The organism is Isoalcanivorax pacificus W11-5, from assembly GCF_000299335.2.
Lineage (GTDB): Bacteria > Pseudomonadota > Gammaproteobacteria > Pseudomonadales > Alcanivoracaceae > Isoalcanivorax > Isoalcanivorax pacificus.
In genome coordinates this window covers 348,652-368,426 of record NZ_CP004387.1, presented here as the reverse complement: position 1 = coordinate 368,426, position 19,775 = coordinate 348,652, and the positions used below count along the sequence as shown (strand labels likewise).

The 19,775-nt window shown below is 62.6% G+C and carries 17 protein-coding genes; 5 read left to right on the top strand and 12 right to left on the bottom strand.

Annotation, left to right across the window (positions count from 1 at the left end):
• The first annotated feature begins 14 nt into the window (after nt 1-14).
• The 3 genes from S7S_RS01765 (at nt 15) to S7S_RS18685 (ending at nt 1,966) form a co-directional block, all read left to right on the top strand.
• A complete protein-coding gene (locus S7S_RS01765; RefSeq protein ID WP_041025875.1) occupies nt 15-740 on the top strand; it encodes a hypothetical protein in 726 nt (241 codons plus the stop codon).
• The gene (locus S7S_RS01760; RefSeq protein ID WP_041025874.1) at nt 737-1,075 is read left to right on the top strand and encodes a 4a-hydroxytetrahydrobiopterin dehydratase; all 339 of its coding nucleotides are present in this window, start codon (nt 737-739) and stop codon (nt 1,073-1,075) included. Before S7S_RS01765 ends, S7S_RS01760 begins: the two co-directional genes overlap by 4 nt.
• A gap of 78 nt (nt 1,076-1,153) precedes the next feature.
• Nucleotides 1,154-1,966, top strand: coding sequence for a glucosaminidase domain-containing protein (locus tag S7S_RS18685; RefSeq protein ID WP_052269184.1), 813 nt, complete (start codon nt 1,154-1,156; stop codon nt 1,964-1,966).
• Nucleotides 1,967-1,983: 17 nt separating this feature from the next.
• Here S7S_RS18685 and S7S_RS01750 read toward each other — a convergent pair whose 3' ends face one another.
• A complete protein-coding gene (locus S7S_RS01750) occupies nt 1,984-3,027 on the bottom strand; it encodes a polysaccharide deacetylase family protein (protein ID WP_169745542.1) in 1,044 nt (347 codons plus the stop codon).
• 101 nt (nt 3,028-3,128) lie between these two features.
• On the opposite strand from S7S_RS01750, the gene S7S_RS01745 reads away from it, so the two are divergent.
• Nucleotides 3,129-3,587, top strand: a complete 459-nt coding sequence (locus S7S_RS01745; protein WP_041025873.1) for a YiiD C-terminal domain-containing protein — start codon at nt 3,129-3,131, stop codon at nt 3,585-3,587.
• A gap of 3 nt (nt 3,588-3,590) precedes the next feature.
• Nucleotides 3,591-4,238 (top strand): acetoacetate decarboxylase family protein, encoded by a 648-nt coding sequence (locus S7S_RS18680; RefSeq protein ID WP_052269182.1) that lies wholly within the window; start codon nt 3,591-3,593, stop codon nt 4,236-4,238.
• Nucleotides 4,239-4,268: 30 nt separating this feature from the next.
• On the opposite strand, the gene hemE is transcribed toward S7S_RS18680, so the two are convergent.
• The 11 genes from hemE to S7S_RS01685 all read right to left on the bottom strand — a co-directional run bounded on the left by hemE (nt 4,269) and on the right by S7S_RS01685 (nt 19,646).
• A complete protein-coding gene (hemE, locus tag S7S_RS01735; protein ID WP_041025872.1) occupies nt 4,269-5,330 on the bottom strand; it encodes a uroporphyrinogen decarboxylase in 1,062 nt (353 codons plus the stop codon).
• Nucleotides 5,331-5,419: 89 nt separating this feature from the next.
• On the bottom strand, nt 5,420-6,841 hold the full coding sequence (locus tag S7S_RS01730; protein ID WP_041025871.1) for an FAD-dependent oxidoreductase: 1,422 nt from the start codon (nt 6,839-6,841) through the stop codon (nt 5,420-5,422).
• Nucleotides 6,842-6,867: 26 nt separating this feature from the next.
• Nucleotides 6,868-11,331, bottom strand: a complete 4,464-nt coding sequence (gene gltB, locus S7S_RS01725) for a glutamate synthase large subunit (protein WP_041025870.1) — start codon at nt 11,329-11,331, stop codon at nt 6,868-6,870.
• Between the two features lie 309 nt (nt 11,332-11,640).
• Nucleotides 11,641-12,987 (bottom strand): AAA family ATPase, encoded by a 1,347-nt coding sequence (locus S7S_RS01720; protein ID WP_041025869.1) that lies wholly within the window; start codon nt 12,985-12,987, stop codon nt 11,641-11,643.
• A complete protein-coding gene (gene aroB, locus S7S_RS01715; RefSeq protein WP_041025868.1) occupies nt 12,975-14,057 on the bottom strand; it encodes a 3-dehydroquinate synthase in 1,083 nt (360 codons plus the stop codon). The genes S7S_RS01720 and aroB overlap by 13 nt, the downstream gene beginning before the upstream one ends.
• Before the next feature lie 63 nt (nt 14,058-14,120).
• Entirely contained in the window at nt 14,121-14,648 is a 528-nt protein-coding gene (aroK, locus tag S7S_RS01710; RefSeq protein ID WP_041025867.1) for a shikimate kinase AroK, read from the bottom strand.
• Nucleotides 14,649-14,657: 9 nt separating this feature from the next.
• Complete coding sequence (locus S7S_RS01705) at nt 14,658-16,736, bottom strand: type IV pilus secretin PilQ (RefSeq protein ID WP_052269181.1); 2,079 nt, start codon at nt 16,734-16,736, stop codon at nt 14,658-14,660.
• Nucleotides 16,737-16,782: 46 nt separating this feature from the next.
• The gene (locus tag S7S_RS01700; protein WP_238582922.1) at nt 16,783-17,307 is read right to left on the bottom strand and encodes a pilus assembly protein PilP; all 525 of its coding nucleotides are present in this window, start codon (nt 17,305-17,307) and stop codon (nt 16,783-16,785) included.
• A 25-nt stretch (nt 17,308-17,332) separates the two neighbouring features.
• Entirely contained in the window at nt 17,333-18,016 is a 684-nt protein-coding gene (locus S7S_RS01695; protein ID WP_041025864.1) for a type IV pilus inner membrane component PilO, read from the bottom strand.
• A complete protein-coding gene (locus tag S7S_RS01690) occupies nt 18,013-18,582 on the bottom strand; it encodes a PilN domain-containing protein (protein WP_041025863.1) in 570 nt (189 codons plus the stop codon). The genes S7S_RS01695 and S7S_RS01690 overlap by 4 nt, the downstream gene beginning before the upstream one ends.
• Nucleotides 18,579-19,646, bottom strand: a complete 1,068-nt coding sequence (locus S7S_RS01685; RefSeq protein ID WP_041025862.1) for a pilus assembly protein PilM — start codon at nt 19,644-19,646, stop codon at nt 18,579-18,581. The genes S7S_RS01690 and S7S_RS01685 overlap by 4 nt, the downstream gene beginning before the upstream one ends.
• Nucleotides 19,647-19,775 lie beyond the last annotated feature (129 nt).

Below are 19,775 nucleotides of genomic sequence, written 5' to 3'. Positions count from 1 at the left end.
TGACGGGGTGAATAATGAGAATAATCAACGCACCCGTATGGCTCGCCCTGACAACCCTGCTTGGCGGCTGCCAAAGCATGGAAGGCGAGCGTGACGGCGATATGTATTACGCACCTGCGGCGGCCTACGCCATGGACCTGGGCATCAACACCTTCCGGGGGGAAGTGATCCTCGACGAGCGTTGCGACAACCAGGGCGGTTCCTCCACCTTCTGGGATGGCAGCGGCCGTCAGTTCCGCATCGATTACCTGCGCATCGAGAACCACCCGCTGATCGGCGCGCCCCGGTTTGCCTCCGACATGACACTGCTGAACCTGGTGCTGAACAACTACCTGCGCGAGCGCGTCGCCACGGCACCACTGGTCACCTCCGTGGAAGCCCTGCATCGGGAATTCCTGCAGGACAGCACACCACGTGCCCTGTTCGCCGTGGTCAGCCTGGACGTGGACAGCCAGCGCGCGCCGGACACCCGCGCCGTGGACGGCACCCATTACTATGGCTTTCTGTTGTTCCGGCAGGGTGAGATGATCTATGTGGTCCAGCACCGCCAACCGGTGCTGATGCCCGAGAAGATGAAATCCGTGCTGCTGCGGCTGGCGGACGCCATGGAGATCCCCGGCCGCGTACGCAGCGACACCGACATCGAACGCTTGCGGCGCGCACTCTCGCGCATGGCCCCCCAGGGCAGGATCGAGCCGGCACGGCTGTGCAGCGCGGCAGCGCAGGGAGAAAGCTCATGACGCTGAAACAGGAGCATTGCGAGGCCTGCCGGGCAGACGCCCCGGCGGCCAGCCAGGCGGAAATCGGTGCCTGGCGCGACGAGATTCCGGACTGGAAGCTGATCGAAGAAGAAGGCGTCCAGAAGCTGGAGCGGCAGTTCAGTTTTCCTGATTTCGTCGCCGCCATGGCCTTTACCGGCAAAGTGGCGGCGCTTGCCGAAGCCGAAGGCCACCACCCGGCCCTGCTGACCGAATGGGGCAAGGTCACGGTCACCTGGTGGTCGCACAAACTGCGCGGCCTGCACCGCAACGACTTTATCTGCGCCGCACGTACCGACGCCCTGGCCAACGATTGAGCGCCGGCGCCCGCCACCAGGCTCGCTGATCCGGCGAGCCGGTGGCCTGATTTTTTGGCTTGCTGAGAGACCGGCTGATTGAGACTCGCCACCGGACATCCCGCGACCCGGGCCCTGCTGCTGGCCGGCGTACTGAGTGCGCTGGGGGCGCTGGCGTTGCTGCCCACCCTGATCCTGCACTGGCAGGTGAATCAGTCGGACAGCACGACCGATGACACACCGCCGATCTGGCCCCTGCCGGAAGACGAGACAGAAGCACGCAAGGCGCAACTGATCAACACCCTGCTGCCGGCCATCCAGGCCACCAACCGCGATCTGCTGGCGCTGCGCGAGCAGGCCGTAGCGGTCCATGAACGCTTCCAGGCCGGCAAGCCCGACCGGGGTGACCTGGACTGGCTACACGAGCAGGCCACGCGCTATCGGCTCGAATCCCCGGACAGTCTCGAAGCGCTGACCGACGACTGGTTTGCCACCCTGTTGCGCCGGATCGACATCATTCCCGCCTCGCTGGCGCTGGCCCAGGGCGCGATCGAATCCGCCTGGGGCACCTCGCGCTTCGCGCAGGAGGGCAACAACTATTTCGGGCAATGGTGCTTTTCCCCGGGCTGCGGCATGGTGCCGGCGCGCCGGCCGGCCGGCGCAAAGTACGAGGTGGAGCGGTTCGCTTCCGTGGAAGAGGCGGTGCGCCGCTACATGCTCAACCTGAACAGCCACCCGCGCTACCGGTATATGCGGGTGCTGCGCGAGCAGGCGCGGGCGCAGGAGAAGCCGCTGTCAGGGCGCGTGATGGCCGCCGGACTCAACGGCTATGCCGAGATCGGCGAGGTGTATATCTCTCACATTCGCTCGGTGATCCGGCATAACGATTTTGATCGATTTGCGGATTTTTGAGATGTGGGGAGGAATACCTATTCGCGGTACCACTCGCTGTCGCGATACATCCACAGCCAGGAATACCAATAGAACCGACCCTGCCCGGCGCTGGCCGTGCAATTCACCAGCGTGCGCCCCGGTGACAGGTCACGACCCGGCGTAACCCGCAGCCGCACACCGTTTTCCACCGCAGTCCGCTCCACAATCGCCGCACCGCCAGCAAAGCAGTTCACGCTGCGCGACGCCCAGTTCGCCGGCAACACCATCGTCAACGCCGGTCGTTTTTGTGTCGTCACACCGCTGCCCGGCGACACCTCGCGCACCGGCATCGGCAATGCACGGACCTTGTCGCCGAGGCTGTCCCAGTCGGCGTAATGGCGGTTCACGGGAATGCGTGGAATATTCTGCCAGTCGGTGTCGGCATCTAGCGCACCGCTGCGCTGGGCGAAGCCGAGATAATCCATGTCGCGCAGCAACGCGCGCACCGCCTCGTCCTGCTCGCCGTAGGGATACGCAAAATAGCGTGGCGGCGGCTCACCCAGCCACTCACCCAGCAAGGTTTGGGCCTGCTCGATGTCCTCCCGCACACGCGCCGCCCAGGATTCGTCGTCCTGGCGGCGTACCAGATGCGCATGCCGGTGGCTGTGATTGAGCAGCAGATGGCCGGCCTCATGCAGCGCCTGCAACTGCGCCACGTTCATCATGTTGCCGCCCTCTCCCACCGCGCCGGTGGCGACAAACACACTGGCCGGCCAGCCATGACGCTCGAGCAAGGGCACTGCGTTGTCATGGATACTGCGATAGGCGTCGTCAAAGGTGATGGCGGCCAGTTTTGTCTCTGCCGGCTCACCGGCGCGCACGCGCCGCACCAGTTCATCCAGACGCACCACCTCGAAACCTTCGTCCTTAAGGTGACGCAAGTGCGCTTCGAACATCGCCGGGGTAACAGAAGTCGATGCCGGTGTATCCTCCGCCACATGGTGGTACAGCAGGATCACCGCCGCCTGCGCGGGCAAGGCCAGCCCCGTCAGCATCAGGAGCAGGACGCATATCGCCGGTTTGCCTGATGGTCTGCTCAATTGCACCATCCTCCTGTCAGTTTCGGTTAATCCCGATGCCGCACACGGGTGCTAGCATGAGGTCCTGCATCACTCTGCCAGAACCCCTCACGGAGACTGCCATGTCACTGACACGCGAACAACTCGACACCCTGAAGCAGGCGGCCTCGGCGCCGTTTCCCTTTGCCGAACGCTGCGGCGCCGTGGTGGAGGCGCTGGAAGTGGGCTACTGCAGGATGCGCATGCCGTTCGAGCCGAACATCAATCACGTCGGCACCATGTATGCCGGCGCGCTGTTCACCCTGGCAGAACTGCCCGGTGGCGTGGTCTATCTCAGCAGCTTCGACACCAGGCGTTTTTATCCGATCGTGAAAGACATGCAGATCCGTTTTCGTCGCCCGGCGAAAACCGACATCACGGTGGAAGTGCACCTGAGCGATGACGAGGTGCAACGCATCCAGAACGAGGCCGACGCCAACGGCAAGGCGGATTTCGAATGGGAATGCGAACTCAAGGACGCCAGTGGCGAGGTGGTGGCCATCTCCCGCAATGTTTATCAACTGCGCAAGATCGGGATGTAACGCATGATCGCACCTGCCCCCTGGCAACTGCACGGGCGCGCCTATGCCTTCGCACTGAAAACCGGCGCTGCACAACGCACTGCGCAGTCTGGTGCTCCCGCCGCCCTGGGCGAGCCCGGCGGCGCGCGCAGCATTCTCATGTTCGTGGATTACGCCAGCTCTGATGTGGGCCCGTACCGGGAGTTGTTGTTTATTCCCGGGCATTACCGTTTCCCGGACGGGCGCCGCTACAACTCCATTGGCCGCATTTACGTATCCAGCCAGGACAGCGTCGACAACGGGCGAAGCAATTGGGGCATTCCCAAGGATCACGCAGATTTCGAGGTGGAGCAGACAGAGGCCGGAGATCAGGTAACGGTCTCCCTGGAGGGCCGCCCGTTCTGTCGCCTGATGCTCGCGCACGGTGGACCGGCGCTGCCGGTGTCCTCCGCCTGGGTGCCACAAAAGGCCGTGACATTGGCACAACTACGGGAGGGCCAAATGTTCCGCTATACACCACAAGCAAAGGGCCGCCTGCAACTGGCGCGGCTGAAGCATTTCTGGGCGGACGGCGAGCATTTCCCGGCACTGCAAGCCGGCAACTGGACGGTGGGCGGCTATATGCCGGCGTTTGACATGACGTTCCCGGTCTCGGCGATCACCGGGATATAAGAAAACGGCGCGACTGATCGCGCCGTTTTTTCAGCGCTGACTGAATTCATGCACCGCGTTGATAAACACGCCGGCATGGGCCGGATCCACCTGCGGCGTGATGCCGTGCCCCAGGTTGAACACGTGACCGTTGTGCGGACCGAAATCCGTCAGGATCCGTTTCACTTCCGCGCGAATCGCCTCCGGTGACGCGTACAGCACCGCCGGGTCCATGTTCCCCTGCAACGCCACACGATCCCCCACGCGCTGACGCGCCTGGCCAATGTTGATGGTCCAGTCCACGCCAAGCGCATCGCAGCCGCTGGCGGCGATGTCTTCCAGCCACAGGCCACCGTTCTTGGTGAACAGGATCACCGGCACCTTGCGGCCGTCCTGGTCGCGAATCAGGCCGTCAACAATCTGCTGCATGTAGCGCAACGAGAAATGCTTATAGGCTTCGGCGGACAACGCACCGCCCCAGGTATCAAAAATCTGCACAGCTTGTGCACCATGACGAATCTGGGCGTTCAGGTAATCGGTCACCGAGCGCGCCAGTTTGTCCAGCAGTTGATGCGCCAGTTCGGGCTGGCTGTAGACCATCGCCTTCAGGTGCCGGAAATCTTTTGAGGAGCCGCCTTCCACCATGTAGGTGGCCAGTGTCCAGGGGCTGCCGGAAAAGCCGATCAGCGGCACGCTGCCACCGAGGGCGTGGCGGATGGTGCTCACCGCACGCATCACATAATCCAGGTCCTTTTCCGCCTCGGGGACTGGCAGTGCCTCGATGTCGGCTTCCGTGCGCACGACCTTGCGGAAGCGCGGACCTTCGCCGGTCTCGAAATACAGGCCCAGGCCCATGGCGTCGGGAATGGTCAGGATGTCGGAAAACAGGATCGCCGCATCCAGCGGGTAGCGCGCCAGCGGTTGCAGCGTTACTTCGCAGGCAAAATCGGCGTTCTTGCACAGGTCCATGAAGGAGCCGGCCTTTTCCCGCGAGGCGCGGTATTCCGGCAGGTAACGGCCCGCCTGGCGCATCATCCAGACTGGCGTCATGTCCACCGGCTCGCGCAGCAGCGCCTTGAGAAAGCGATCATTCTTGAGTGCGGGAAACGTCATTGCTCTGCCCTGCCAACAGAAGCCCTTTTCAGGGCCAAATATAACAAGGCCCGCCAGAGCGGGCCTTGTTATGCGTCAGATATCCGTCATCAGACGTCCAGGTAATCCAGAATGCCCTTGGCGGCCTCGCGGCCTTCCCAGATGGCGGTCACCACCAGGTCGGAACCACGCACCATGTCGCCACCGGCAAAGATTTTTTCGTTGCTGGTCTGGAACGGGAACGCCTGTTTCTCCTGGGCCACGACACGGCCGGCATCGTCCAGCGTGATCTGCTTGCCTTCGAACCAGTCCGCCGGGCTGGGACGAAAACCGAAGGCAATCACCACGGCGTCCGCCGGCAGGATTTCCTCGGAGCCCGGAATCGGCTCAGGACGGCGGCGGCCATTGGCGTCGGCCTCACCCAGACGGGTTTCCACCACTTTCACACCGGTGGCGCGGCCGTTCTCGCCGACGATCTCGATCGGCTGGCGGTTGAACAGGAACTGCACGCCCTCTTCGCGGGCATTGGCCACTTCGCGGCGGGAACCCGGCATGTTTTCTTCGTCACGACGGTAGGCACAGGTCACGCTGGCGGCGCCCTGACGGATCGAGGTCCGGTTGCAGTCCATCGCGGTGTCACCGCCACCGAGCACCACCACGCGCTTGCCACCCATGTCGATGAAGTCCGCCGCGTCTTTCTCGAAGCCCAGGTTGCGATTCACATTGGAAATCAGGAACGGCAAGGCGTCATACACGCCTTCCAGTTCTTCGCCCGGGAAGCCGCCCTTCATGTAGGTGTAGGTGCCCATCCCCATGAAGACGGCGTCGAATTCTTCCAGCAGCTCATCAATGGTGATGTCGGTGCCGATCTCGGTGTTCAGGCGGAACTCGATGCCCATGCCCTCGAACACTTCACGGCGTTTGGCCATGACCGGCTTTTCCAGCTTGAATTCAGGAATGCCGAAGGTCAGCAGGCCGCCGATTTCCGGGTAGCGGTCAAACACCACCGGCTTGACGCCACTGCGCACCAGCACATCGGCACAGCCGATACCGGCCGGGCCGGCACCGATCACGGCAACGCGCTTGTCGGTCCAGACCACTTTCGACATGTCCGGGCGCCAGCCCATGGCCAGCGCGGTGTCGGTGATGTATTTCTCGGTGGCACCGATGGTCACCGCACCGAAGCCGTCGTTCAGTGTGCAGGCGCCTTCGCACAGACGGTCCTGCGGGCACACGCGGCCGCACACTTCCGGCAGTGAGTTGGTCTGGTGGCTCAGTTCCACGGCTTCCATCAGGTTGCCTTCGGAAATCAGCTTCAGCCAGTTCGGAATGTAGTTGTGGACCGGGCACTTCCATTCGCAGTACGGGTTGCCGCATTCCAGGCAGCGATGCGCCTGATGCTCCACTTCCCGCACTTCGTACGGGTAGTAGATCTCTTCGTACTTTTCACGACGGGCTTCCGCCGGCTTTTTCTTCGGGTCCTGCCGCGGGACATCCAGAAACTGAAAGCTGTTATTCAAACGCTCAGCCATTACATCATCTCCCCTGGGGCCGGATATCAGGCCGGATTGGCACGCGTGCTCTTGAGCAGATTCTCAAGGCTTGCGGCTTTCGGCTTGACCAGCCAGAACTTGCGGCTCATGGCATCGAAGTTGTCCAGGATGTACTGGCCCCACTCGCTGCCGGTTTCCTCGACGTATTCACGCAACACGCTGCGCAGATGGCTGCGGTGTGCTTCCATCGGCTCGGTGCTGATGCGGTGCAGTTCGATCAGCTCCGGGTTGATGCGGTCGAAGAACAGGTTGTTCTGATCCAGCACGTAGGCGAAACCGCCTGTCATGCCGGCGCCGAAGTTGTAGCCGGTATCACCCAGCACGGTGACGCAGCCACCGGTCATGTATTCACAGCAGTGATCGCCCGCGCCTTCCACCACGGCGTGCGCACCGGAGTTACGCACCCCGAAACGCTCGCCGGCGGAACCGGCCGCAAACAGTTTGCCGCCGGTGGCACCGTACAGGCAGGTGTTACCGATGATGGCGGTTTCCTGGCTCTTGAACGGGCTGCCTGTCGGCGGCCGGATCACCAGCTTGCCACCGGCCATGCCTTTGCCGACGTAGTCGTTGGCATCGCCTTCGATATACATGTGCAGGCCGCCGGCATTGAACACACCGAAGCTCTGGCCAGCGGTGCCGACAAGGCGCACCTTGATCGGCGCCTTTTCCATACCGAGGTTGCCGTGGCGACGGGCAATTTCACCGGACAGCCGCGCACCGAGTGAACGGTTGCAGTTGGTGATGGTGTAATGGAACGACCCACCGCTGGCGTTTTCGATCGCCGGCAGCATGTCCCGCACCATCTGTTCGGCCAGCTCGCCCTTGTCGAACGGCTCGTTGCGTTTCACCTGGCAGAACTGCGGCTTGTCGGCCGGCACGTGATCGCTGCGCAGGATCGGCATCAGGTCCAGTTTCTTCTGACGCTCGGTCTCGCCTTCGATACGTTCCAGCAGGTCAGTACGACCAATCAGGTCGGCCAGGCTCTTCACGCCCAACTTGGCCAGCAGCTCGCGCACTTCGGTGGCGACGAAGGTGAAATAGTGGATCAGCATTTCCGGCGCGCCGATGAAATGCTCTTTGCGCAGGTCGTCCCGCTGGGTGGCCACGCCGGTGGCGCAGTTGTTCAGGTGACAGATACGCAGGTATTTGCAGCCCAGCACCACCATCGGCACAGTCCCGAAACCGAACGATTCCGCACCCAGGATCGCGGCTTTCACCACGTCCAGGCCGGTCTTCAGGCCACCGTCGGTCTGCAGGCGGATCTTGCCGCGCAGGTCGTTGCCGCGCAGCGTCTGGTGCGCTTCGGTCAGGCCCAGCTCCCACGGTGAACCCGCGTAGCGGATCGAGGTCAGCGGGCTGGCGGCGGTACCGCCGTCGTAACCGGAAATGGTGATCAGGTCGGCATAGGCTTTTGCCACGCCAGCCGCGATCGTGCCGACGCCCGGTTCGGACACCAGTTTCACCGACACCTGCGCCTGCGGGTTGACCTGCTTGAGGTCAAAAATCAGCTGCGCCAGATCTTCGATGGAATAAATGTCGTGGTGCGGCGGCGGTGAAATCAGCGTCACGCCCGGCACAGAGTAACGCAGCCGTGCGATCAGCTCGTTCACCTTGCCACCAGGCAACTGGCCGCCTTCGCCGGGCTTGGCGCCCTGGGCCACCTTGATCTGCAGCACTTCGGCGTTGACCAGGTAATGCGGGGTCACACCAAAACGGCCGGAGGCAATCTGTTTGATTTTGGAGACGCGCTCGGTGCCGAAACGGGCCGGGTCTTCACCGCCCTCGCCAGAGTTGGAGCGGCCGCCGAGACGGTTCATCGCGGTGGCGATGGCCTCGTGGGCTTCCGGTGACAACGCACCCAGCGACATGCCGGCGGAATCAAAGCGCGGCAGAATATTTTCAATCGGCTCAACGTCATCGACGCTGATGGCCGTTACATCGTCACGCAGACGCAGCAGGTCGCGCAGTGTCGCCACCGGGCGGGTGTTGACCAGCGCGGCGTATTTTTTATACGCCTCGTAATCACCGCTGTTGACCGCGTCGTGCAGGGCGTGGATCACGTCCGGGTTGAAGGCGTGGTATTCCTTGCCGTAGATGAATTTCAGCACACCACCGGCGTCGATCGGCTTGCGCTGTTTCCAGGCATCGCGTTGCAGCGACAGGAAGTCGGCTTCGAAATCACTGAAGTCCGCCCCGGCGATACGGCTCGGCACGCCACGGAAACACAGGTCGACCACATCGCGGGCAATGCCCACGGCTTCGAACAGTTGCGCACCCCGGTAGGAGGCGATGGTGGAAATCCCCATCTTCGAGAGAATTTTCAGCAGGCCCTTGTTGATGCCCTTGCGGAAATTCTTCTGCAACTCCACCGCGTCGCCGAGCAGTTCGCCGGAGCGCACCATGTCGGCGATCACGTCGTAGGCCAGGTACGGATACACGGCGGTGGCGCCAAAGCCGAACAGCACGGCAAAGTGGTGCGGATCACGCGCGGTGGCGGTTTCCACAATAATGTTGGCGTCGCAGCGCAGGCCTTTTTCGGTCAGGCGGTGATGCACCGCCCCGGTGGCCATGCCGGCGGGAATGGTCAGCTTGTCCTGCTCGATGCCGTAGTCGGACAGCACCATCAGCACCTTGCCGGCACGGACCGCGTTTTCTGCTTTCTCGCACAGATCGACAATCGCCTGACGCAGCCCGGTGGCCGGCGCGTAGTGCAGCGACAGGCGCTCATGGGCATAGCCCGGGCGCTGGATCTTCAGCAGGTTGGCGAATTTGGAGTGCGACAGGATCGGTGTCGACAGGATCGCACGGTCGGCGTGCTCGGCAGTTTCCTCGAACACGTTGCGCTCGGCACCGATGCAGGTTTCCAGCGACATCACGATCGCTTCGCGCAGCGGATCGATCGGCGGGTTGGTAACCTGGGCAAATTGCTGCCGGAAATAGTCATACAACGGGCGCGCCCGTTTGGAGAGCACCGCCATCGGCGTATCGTCGCCCATGGAGCCCACCGCTTCCTGGCCACTTTCCGCCAGCGGACGCAGCACCTGGTCACGCTCTTCGAAGCTGACCTGGAACAGTTTCTGGTAGGCCAGCAGGTCACTCGGCTGCACCTCGTCAACGCGCTCGACTTCGGTGTCGTAGTCGGCTTCGATGCGCAGGCCGTTTTCCTTCAGCCATTTGCGGTACGGCTGGCCGACCTTGAGCTGATTGTCGATGTCGTTAGTGCGCAGCAGTTCGCCGGTCTCGGTATCCACGGCCAGGATCTGGCCCGGCCCGACACGGCCCTTGGCGACCACATCTTCCGGCGCGTAGCTGTACACGCCGATCTCGGAGGACAGCGTGATGAAACCGTTCTTGGTGATCACCCAGCGCGACGGGCGCAAACCGTTGCGATCCAGCATGCAGACGGCGAAGCGGCCATCGGTCATCACCAGGCCGGCCGGGCCGTCCCACGGCTCCATGTGCATGGAGTTGTATTCGTAGAACGCACGCAGGTCGGCGTCCATGGTTTCCACGTTCTGCCAGGCCGGCGGCACCATCATGCGCACGGCGCGGAACAGGTTCATGCCACCGGCGAGCAGGATTTCCAGCATGTTGTCCATGCTGGAGGAATCCGAACCGGTGCGGTTGACCAGCGGCTTGACGTCTTCCAGGCCCGGCAGCAGGTCGTTGACGAATTTCGGTGTGCGCGCCACGGACCAGTTGCGGTTGCCGGAAATAGTGTTGATCTCACCGTTGTGCGCCAGATAGCGGAACGGCTGCGCCAGCGGCCAGCGCGGCATGGTGTTGGTGGAGAAGCGCTGGTGGAATACCACGATGGCGGTTTCCATCGCCTCGTCGCCCAGGTCCGGATAAAAGGCCGGCAGGTCCACCGGCATCATCAGGCCTTTATAGGACACGACGGTGGAGGACAGTGAGCAGACATAGAAATAGTCGTCCGTGCCGACGCGGTTTTCCGCGTGGCGACGGGCGAAGAACAGACGCCGGTTGAGCTCGACATCCGACAACCCGTCGACACCCACCAGCACCTGTGCAAACGCCGGCAGGCTTTCCCGGGCGATCGGACCGAGATACTCGGGGTCGGTGGGCACGTCACGCCAGCCGTAAACCTCGACCTGCTGGCGCTTGAGTTCTTCTTCGACGATGGCGCGCTGCGCGGCGGCCTTGTCGGCCTCCGGATGCAGGAACAGCATGCCCACGCCGTAGGTGTCCGGCAGGGTAATACCTTGCCCGGCCGCGACCTTGCGGAAGAAGGAGTCCGGTTTTTTCAGCAGCAGACCGCAGCCATCACCGGTCTTGCCATCGGCGTTGATGCCGCCCCGGTGGGTCATGCATGTCAGTGCTTCGATTGCGGTCTGCAGGAGCTCATGGCTGGCCTTGCCCTCAGTGTGGGCAATCAGGCCAAAACCACAGTTGTCCCGGAATTCTCCGGGCTCATAGAGACCCCGCACCAGCGTTGAATTCTGCTGCATCAAAACCTTTCCTCTTGAAAATTCAGAGACTTACAGAAGGCGAAATGCGTCCGGCAAGCGGCGACGGCGAAAAAGGGAGGACATTTTACACACTGGGCCAGTAGCGGACAAATGACACCGGTGTCCGCCCCGTCCGCTCCCTCTGAAACGGCCGGAAATGCCCGGATCATGGCGCATCTTGCGGCCATCTCCCCGGTCGCTGTCAAGCACTGGCCCGGCGGGTGTCAGACAGCCCGGCGATGCCAGAGGGGATAGTGCAAGGTTCAGACCAGCCCGTCAGGCCTCGATAATGATCCGACGGACGGCAGGTCAGTTGCCGCGCAGTTCCTGCTGGATGGCAGCCAGCTCCCGGGGGAAGGGCCCGGCGGCAGCCAGCGCCGGGGGCAGGGACTGACGCCCTGCCACGGCGGCAGCGCGATCAGCGTAGGGGCCAGACAGCACGATGTAGACACTGCGGCTGTTGCGGCTGGCCCGGTAATAGGCACTCTTGCCGGCACCAAGCTGCTCGGAGAGCGCCCGGGCAGCGTCTTCGGTCGTAGCCAGGGTGACCTGCAGCATCCACTGGTCCGTGGGTGCGGACAGCAACCAGTCTTCGCGGCGGTAACCCAGTTCAGCATCCAGCCCGGTGAGCGTCGGGCCACTCTCGGCACGCACCACACTGGGCGCTGCCGGCTCCGGCGCAGGCCTCGGTGCCGCCGGAGGCGGATTGGCGCGCACCGGTTCGCGCGGCTCGGGCGCTGGCGCAGCCTCATCAGGTTCGGCGGCGGGTGTGGCGATATCCGCGACGGGACGCTCCGGTGCTGGCGCCTCCGGGGCCGGCGCCGGACGCGGTGACGCGGCTGGCTGTTCAGCGGGGGCCGTTTCACGCGGCGAGGCCGTCACGGTTTCCGCGACCTGACGCGGCGGCAGATCCAGGCTGCGGACGGTTTCCATCGGCTCGTCATCCCGCGGCCAGAAGATCAGGATCACCAGCAGCAGCCCGCCAACAGCCGCGAGATGCTTCCAGGGCACCCGAAAACCGGCCATGCGCGAGACGGGCAGCACCGGCGGGGGCGCCTCTGCCAACAGGGCACCGGGCCAGCCGCCACTGCTGGCCTGGCGAGCCTCGGCATCGTCGTCGTCCAGTTCCTCACCGGTCACATAGGCCAGGAAATCGGCGCATTCCTGTGCCGTCAGCGGTGCCAGATCGACATGATCCGTGGGCGTCAGTGCCGCGCTGGCCACACGCCCTTCTGTGTCCGGCAGGCCGCCCAGCAGGATCGCGAAGCGAGGACCCAGGCGCTCGCGCAACACGCCCAGTGTGGCGATGGCTTCATCGCCCATGGCGTCGGCGTTATCAATGACCAGCACCAACGGCTCGCTGGCCAGGGCCCGCTCCAGGGTCGAGGCGAAATCTTCCTTGCCGACGCCGAAGTAACTCAGCAGGGCGCGCATCAGTACATTGCGGCTGGGTGTTTCGGCGCCGTCGACACGCACCACGGCGGCGCTGTCCACCAGCGTCATGGCGGCTTCACCGAGCAGACGGGACACACCGGCCCCGGCCTCCCCGGTCAGCAGTACAAAGCCGCCCCTCAGGCCGGCGTCACACAGGATATCCAGCGCCTCCAGTCGGCCGGCGCCACGGTAAAACGGTTGTTCCCGATTCAGTGCTGACACATCTTCTCCAGCAGGCGGGTGAGCACCTGCATATCGAATTGATCAGTAACCACCGCCTCGCCGATCGCTTTCAGCAGCACCAGGCGCAGGCGGCCATCCATGACTTTCTTGTCCAGTGCCATCAGGCTGCGAAACTGCTCCGCCGTCATGCCCGGTGGCGGCGCCACCGGCAGCCCGGCAGCGCGGGTCAGAGCGCCGATACGCGCGACATCCGCCTGGCTGATCCACCCCAGGTCGGCGGAAAGCTGCGCGGCCATCATAGTCCCGGCACCAACGGCTTCGCCGTGCAGCCAGTCACGGTAACCGGTGGCCGTCTCGATGGCATGACCAAAGGTATGCCCGAGATTCAGCAGTGCGCGGTTGCCCTGCTCGGTTTCGTCCTCGGCCACCACCTCGGCCTTGTTGCGGCAGCTTCGCAGAATCGCTTCGGCGAGCAGCGCCGGCTCGCGCTGCATCAACCCTGCCATGTTGACCTCAAGCCAGCGATAAAAGTCCGCATCGCGAATCAGGCCGTATTTGATCACTTCGGCAAGGCCTGCACTGAGCTCGCGCGGCGGCAGCGTATCCAGGACCGTGGTATCGATCAGCACCGCACGCGGCTGATGGAACGCACCGATCATGTTCTTGCCGCGCGGATGGTTGACGGCGGTCTTGCCGCCCACGGAGGAATCCACCTGGGCCAGCAGTGTGGTCGGCACCTGCAGGAAGTCCACGCCACGCTGATAACTGGCGGCAGCAAAGCCAACCATGTCACCGACCACGCCGCCACCGAGGGCAATCAGCGTGGTGGTGCGGCTGTGCCGGTTTGCCAGGAGCGCATCGAAAATCTTCTCCAGCGTGGCCAGCGTCTTGTACTGCTCGCCGTCGGGGAGAACCAGGGTATCCACCTGTGCCAGATCACCCAGGCTGGCTTTCGCCTTGTCCAGATAGAGCGGCGCAATGGTCTCGTTGGTGACAATCAGCGCCTGACTGGCGCGAACATGCCGGCGTAACAGGTCCTGGCCGAGCAGGCCCTGGCCAATGTAGATGGGGTAACTGCGCGCACCGAGCGCGACATCAAGCGTGTGCATAATTCCTCCTGCAAGCCCGCATTATCCGGTGCGCGCCGGGAGGATGGAAGCGCTGCGGCGGTATCAGGCCTCGTGTTCGTGCAGGCGATCAAGTACCAAGTCCGCGACCTTGCGCAGGTTGCCGGAGGCGGTCGGGATAATGTGGTGGGCCACTTCGCGGTACAGCGGGTCGCGCACTGCCATCAGTTCGCGCAACACCCGTTCCGGGTCGGCAGTCTGCAGCAATGGCCGGTTGCGATCGTGACGGGTGCGGGCCAGTTGCACTTCCACGGGCGTCCACAGATAGAACACCACACCACGCTCATGCAGATGGCGGCGATTGGCCTCGCGCAGCACGGCGCCGCCGCCGGTGGCCATGACGATCTCCGGCAGGCGGGTCAGTTCTTCGATGATTTCCTCTTCACGGCGACGAAAGCCTTCCTCGCCTTCCATGTCGAAGATCCAGGGAATGTCGGCGCCGGTACGGTCCACGATCACCTTGTCGGAATCGTGGAACGGGCGCCCGAGCTGCTGCCCCAGATACCGCCCCAGGGTGCTTTTGCCGGCACCCATGGGGCCCACCAGATAGATCGGAGGCAGCGTCGTGCTCATCAGGTCCTGTTATTTACCCGCGTAGGTGTCTTTCAGCAGGCGCGGGGTAATGAAGATCAGCAGTTCCTGCTTGTCATCGCTCTTGAATTCGCGTCTGAACAGGCGGCCAATCCACGGCAGATCACCCAGGAACGGGGTCTTCTCCACGCCTTCCCGTTTCTCCTGCTGGAAAATACCACCAAGCACCACGGTTTCGCCATCATTCACCAGCACCGTGGTCTCTACACGGTTGGTATTGATGCTGGGAATGCCGGCGATGACGCTGCCCACGGAGTCATTGTTGATCTTCAGGTCCATGATGATGCGGCCATCGGGTGTGATGCGTGGTGTCGCTTCCAGACGAAGTTCGGCGTTCACAAAGGACACCGCCGTTGCACCGCTGGACGAGGCTTCCTGATAACCGATCTGGGTACCGGCAGCAATCAGGGCGGGCTGCTGGTCCGCTGTCAGCACCTTGGGCGTGGCCACCACTTCACCTTGCCCTTCTGCAGCCAGCGCAGACAGCTCAAGCTCAAGTATTCCCGAATTGATATCAACAAAGCCAAGTGAAAAACGGGTTGCACGACTGTCTGAGGAGCCGAGATCCACCACCATGTCGTCCGGCGACTCGACCTCAATGTCATCGCCATTCAGCACACCAACACCAAAGTTAAGAATATTGGTGGCGCCACCGCTGAACACCATGGAACGACCGTCTTCTGCCAGCTTGTCTCCCTGGAACGCCAGCCCGCCCCAGCGAATACCCAACTCGTCGGTCAAATCAGAAGTCGCCACGACCACGCGCGCTTCAATCAACACCTGCTGGACTGCCACATCCAGTCTGTTAATCACTTCGTGGATATCCTCCAGCTTGCGTGCCGTATCCTGGATGATCAGGGTGTTCGTGCGCTCGTCCACCGTCACCGAGCCACGGCTGGACAACAGGGAGCCCTCTCCCTTGATCAGTGACTGCAGATCCATGGCGCGTGCGTAATTGACCCGCACATACTCCGTACGCAATGGTGCCAGCGATTCAATCTGTGCCTGACTTTCCAGCTCCAGTTGCTCACGCGCAGCAATCTCGTCCGCCGGCGCCACCAGCAGCACATTACCGACCTGGCGCTTATCCAGCCCTTTGGTTTTAAGAATCAGGGCCAACGCCTGGTCCCAGGGTACGTTCTGCAGGCGCAGGGTAATGCGGCCGGACACCGTGTCCGACGCGACCAGGTTCATGCTGGTAAAATCAGCAATCAATTGCAGCACCGAACGCACTTCAATGTCCTGGAAATTCAGCGACAGCTTCTCACCCGTGTATTCGAACGCATCGCGGCGACGGCGCGACTCTTCCGCTTCCGTCACCGGCTTCACATTGATACTGAATTCGCCGTCGGCCTGATACGCGAGGTATTCCCAGTTGCCGGTCGGCTCGATGGACACCACGCCGGTCTCGCCGTCCATGCTGGCATCCACATAGCGCACCGGAGTGGCGAAATCGGTCACGTCCAGACGGCGGCGCAACGCTTCAGGAATCGCCGCGCCCACGAAGCGCACCTGGATGCGGCCGCGCTCTTCGCGCACGTCCACCGGAATCGACGGGTTGGACAGGTTGATGACAATACGGCCTTCGCCCGTTTCACCCCGGCGGAAATCAATCTGGTTGACCTGGTTGCCACGGCCTGCCGGGGCCTGTTGCTCATCGACGCCCGGTTCGAAGACATTCGCTGTCTGGCTGTCCACACCCAGCGTGAGCACCAGCTCATTGCCTTCCACGCGCGTGTCATAACCGGTCAGTTGCGCCAGGTTGACGATCAGCCGCGTCCGGTCTTTCGCTTCCACCACCGTGACGCTGCGGGCATTTCCCGTGCCCAGATTGTGGTTGCGGCCCTCCAGACCATTGGTGGCCCCCACCAGGTCCAGGGCAATACGGGCCGGCTTCTCGATACTGTAGCTGCGAACATCTGGCGGTGACTGGTCAAATCCCAGCCGCACTTCCAGCTTGTTGCCGGGCAGCGACGCATAATTGAGCGACTGCAGCGTGGATGCCAGGGCCGCCTGACCCGCCAGCGTACCCGCCACAGCGACCAGCAGAGCCCCGACCCATTTCCGCATTGTTATTGTCTCGCGCATGCTTTTCATTACCGGTATCCCCAGCAGCTTATTCAGACAGCGTGACGGCACGCGGTCTTTCGACCCAGCCATCATGCCCGTCCGGTACGATTTCCATCAGACTGACCCGTGTCTCATTCACTTCCGTGACACGCCCGAAATTCCGGCCCATATAACTGCCCACACGGACGCGATTGACGGCCCCGGTCGGGTCCAGCACCAGTGCCTGCAGCGGCTCACCCGGCCGGTTGATGGTGCCGACCATGCGCAGCGCATCCAGGGTATAGCCTTCCAGATATTCCCGTGGGCGGGTGAGATCCGGTTCCACTTTACGGCCCTGGGGCACATCCGTCGGGACTTCTTCCACCGGCGGCGTAAACGGCGCACGCAACTGATGCGCCCCATAAGAGAACGTCGCGATCGGCTTGAACTCCGGCGGCGGCTCGATGCGGCCACGCGGCCGCGCCTTGATCTCGGCGATGCGGGCATCCAGCTCGGACAGGTTGGCCGAGTCACTGCAACCGGCCAGGCCCAGCAGCGCCGGCGCAATCAACAACACGGGGCGCAGGGTCATGAGTATTTTTTTCATCATCCCCTCCTCAGCGCCGCCGCGTGTTACGCCGTGCCGGCGGCTCGGGCGCCGGACGGGTGGCATAACGGTAGGTTTTGGCCGTGATGTTCATGGTCAGCAGGTTCGCGGCTTCGGCGGTGCCGCCCCGGGAACGGCGCTCCGGCGAGGACAGCTCGAAATCGTGCAGCGTCACGATACGGGGCAATGCCGCCACACCGCTGACAAACGCTCCCATGCCGTGATAATCGCCACGCACGGTGATCTGGATGGGCAACTCGGCGTAGAACTCCTGCTGGGACTCCTTGTCCAGCTCGATCTTGTCGAACTCCAGGCCACTGCCCAGCCCGGTGTGGGTGATATCTTCCAGCAGGCCCGGCACTTCGGTTTCCCGTGGCAACTGTTGCAGCAGGCTGCCAAAGGTTTCTTCCATTTCCGCCAGTTGCTCACGGTACTGGCCCAGGTTGTGCGCGCGGTGGGCCTTGGATTCCAGCTGCGACATCAATGTGGTTTCCTCGGTCTGCGCACGCGCCAGCTGATCATTGAGCGAGGTAATGCTGAAGACATACCCCAGCACCACCACCAGCAGGAACACAACGACCGCAGCGCCGATCTTGACCGGCGTCGGCCAGGAGCCAATGTTCTCCATGTCCAGGTTCTGCAGTTTTTCAAACAGCTCCTGGATGTCGATGTTCTTCAGTTCGGAGGCTTTCATTGTTTTTCTTCCTCCTCGGCTTTCGGCGCACTCTGCGTCACTGTCAGCGTGAAGCGATTGGCCTGACTGCTGTTGTCCACGGCCGTCACGCTGACCAGCGTCGGCTCGCCAAACCAGACCGAATCACCGAGGTTGCGCATCAGGCGGGAAATACGGTTGTTGGATTCCGCCACGCCGGTGATGGTGTAGAGGTCACCCACGCGCTTGACCGAGGTGAAGTACACGCCATCCGGCAGGGTACGCACCATTTCGTCAAACACATACACAATGGTCGGACGGTTGCCCTGCAGATCCTGGATTACCTTCATGCGCTCGATCAGCTCCGAGCGCCGCCGCTCCAGCTCATCGATCTCCTTGATCTGCTGGTCCAGTTCGGTGATCTGCTTTTCGACATGCCGGTTACGAATGCTCTGGCTGTCGATGTTGCCCTTGATCGCCCCCTGCCAGACAAACCACACCAGGCCGCCCAGAATGGCCGCCAGCACCAGCAACCCGACAAATTCCTGCTGCCGCTTCTTGCGACGCTCCTCCCGCCAGGGGAGCAGGTTGATTCTTGTTGTTCTCATTCTTCGAAGCTCCTCAGCGCCAGGCCGCAGGCAATCATCAGTGCCGGCGCATCATTGGCGATGCTGGCGGCGCTGACCTTGCTCGCCAGGGCCATATCCGTAAACGGATTGGCCACCGAGCAGCTTGCCCCGATTTTCTCCTGCACCAGCTCCGGCAAGCCGGCAATGGACGCCGAGCCCCCCGCCAGCAGGATGTAATCCACTTCGTTGAACTGGGTGGAGCCATAGAAGAACTGCAGCGAACGGTTGATCTGCTGCACGATCGCTTCCTTGAACGGCTGCAGCACTTCGCTCTCGTAGTCGTCCGGCAGCTCGCCGGTCTTCTTCGCCAGGCCGGCCTCTTCCATCGAGATGCCGTAGCGGCGCTGGATTTCCTCGGTGAGCTGCTTGCCCCCGAACAGCTGCTCACGCGTATAAACAGTACGACCCTGATGCAGCACATTCAGGGTCGTCATGGTGGCACCGATGTCGAACACGGCCACGGTTTCCAGTTCGTCGCCGTGCGGCAGTTGCGGCAGCACCAGCTGAAAGGCCCGCTCCATCGCGTAGGCCTCCACGTCCACGCCGCCGGCCTTCAGGCCGCCGATTTCGATACAGTCGACCCGGCGCTGCACGTTCTCGGTGCGCGAAGCCACCAGCAACACCTCGACCTTGTCGGCGTTACCTTCCACCTGGCCCATGACGCAGAAATCCATGCGCACTTCGTCCAGCGGGAAGGGGATGTACTGGTCCGCCTCGACCTTGAGCTGGTTCTCCATCTCGTCTTCGTCGAGAGAGGCGTCCATTTCGATGGTCTTGGTGATCACCGCCGAGCCGGGCACGGCCACCGCCGCCAGCTTGGAGCCCGGACGGGCACGGGAAATCAGCCGCGCGATGGTCTCGCCGACACTGGGTTCGTCATTGACGGTCTTCTCGACCACAGCATTGGGCGGTAACGGCTCGACGCCGTAACTGTCCACCCGATACCGATCCCCGCTCTTAGACAGCTCCAGCAGCTTGACCGCCGTGGTGCTGATGTCGATCCCCAGGACCCTCTGGGCCTTTTGACTCAGGAAAGGCAGCACGTTCGTTGTCCCGACAAGTTATTATTGAGGTTTTTCCCAGCAGAAAGATATAGTTACGATGGTTTTATGCTTAACCACTTTAGGAACAAGTAATAACAGAAAGGTTGTTAGATCACAACAACCATTACC

Excerpts from the sequence above, each read along its gene's own strand:
- gltB (WP_041025870.1), bottom strand. The coding sequence starts at position 11,331 with ATGCAGCAGAATTCAACGCTGGTGCGGGGTCTCTATGAGCCCGGAGAA.
- S7S_RS18680 (WP_052269182.1), top strand. The coding sequence starts at position 3,591 with ATGATCGCACCTGCCCCCTGGCAACTGCACGGGCGCGCCTATGCCTTC.
- hemE (WP_041025872.1), bottom strand. The coding sequence starts at position 5,330 with ATGACGTTTCCCGCACTCAAGAATGATCGCTTTCTCAAGGCGCTGCTG.
- S7S_RS01690 (WP_041025863.1), bottom strand. The coding sequence starts at position 18,582 with ATGAGAACAACAAGAATCAACCTGCTCCCCTGGCGGGAGGAGCGTCGC.
- S7S_RS01760 (WP_041025874.1), top strand. The coding sequence starts at position 737 with ATGACGCTGAAACAGGAGCATTGCGAGGCCTGCCGGGCAGACGCCCCG.
- S7S_RS01700 (WP_238582922.1), bottom strand. The coding sequence starts at position 17,307 with ATGACCCTGCGCCCCGTGTTGTTGATTGCGCCGGCGCTGCTGGGCCTG.
- aroB (WP_041025868.1), bottom strand. The coding sequence starts at position 14,057 with ATGCACACGCTTGATGTCGCGCTCGGTGCGCGCAGTTACCCCATCTAC.
- S7S_RS01695 (WP_041025864.1), bottom strand. The coding sequence starts at position 18,016 with ATGAAAGCCTCCGAACTGAAGAACATCGACATCCAGGAGCTGTTTGAA.
- S7S_RS01745 (WP_041025873.1), top strand. The coding sequence starts at position 3,129 with ATGTCACTGACACGCGAACAACTCGACACCCTGAAGCAGGCGGCCTCG.
- aroK (WP_041025867.1), bottom strand. The coding sequence starts at position 14,648 with ATGAGCACGACGCTGCCTCCGATCTATCTGGTGGGCCCCATGGGTGCC.
- S7S_RS01705 (WP_052269181.1), bottom strand. The coding sequence starts at position 16,736 with ATGCGGAAATGGGTCGGGGCTCTGCTGGTCGCTGTGGCGGGTACGCTG.
- S7S_RS01765 (WP_041025875.1), top strand. The coding sequence starts at position 15 with ATGAGAATAATCAACGCACCCGTATGGCTCGCCCTGACAACCCTGCTT.
- S7S_RS01730 (WP_041025871.1), bottom strand. The coding sequence starts at position 6,841 with ATGGCTGAGCGTTTGAATAACAGCTTTCAGTTTCTGGATGTCCCGCGG.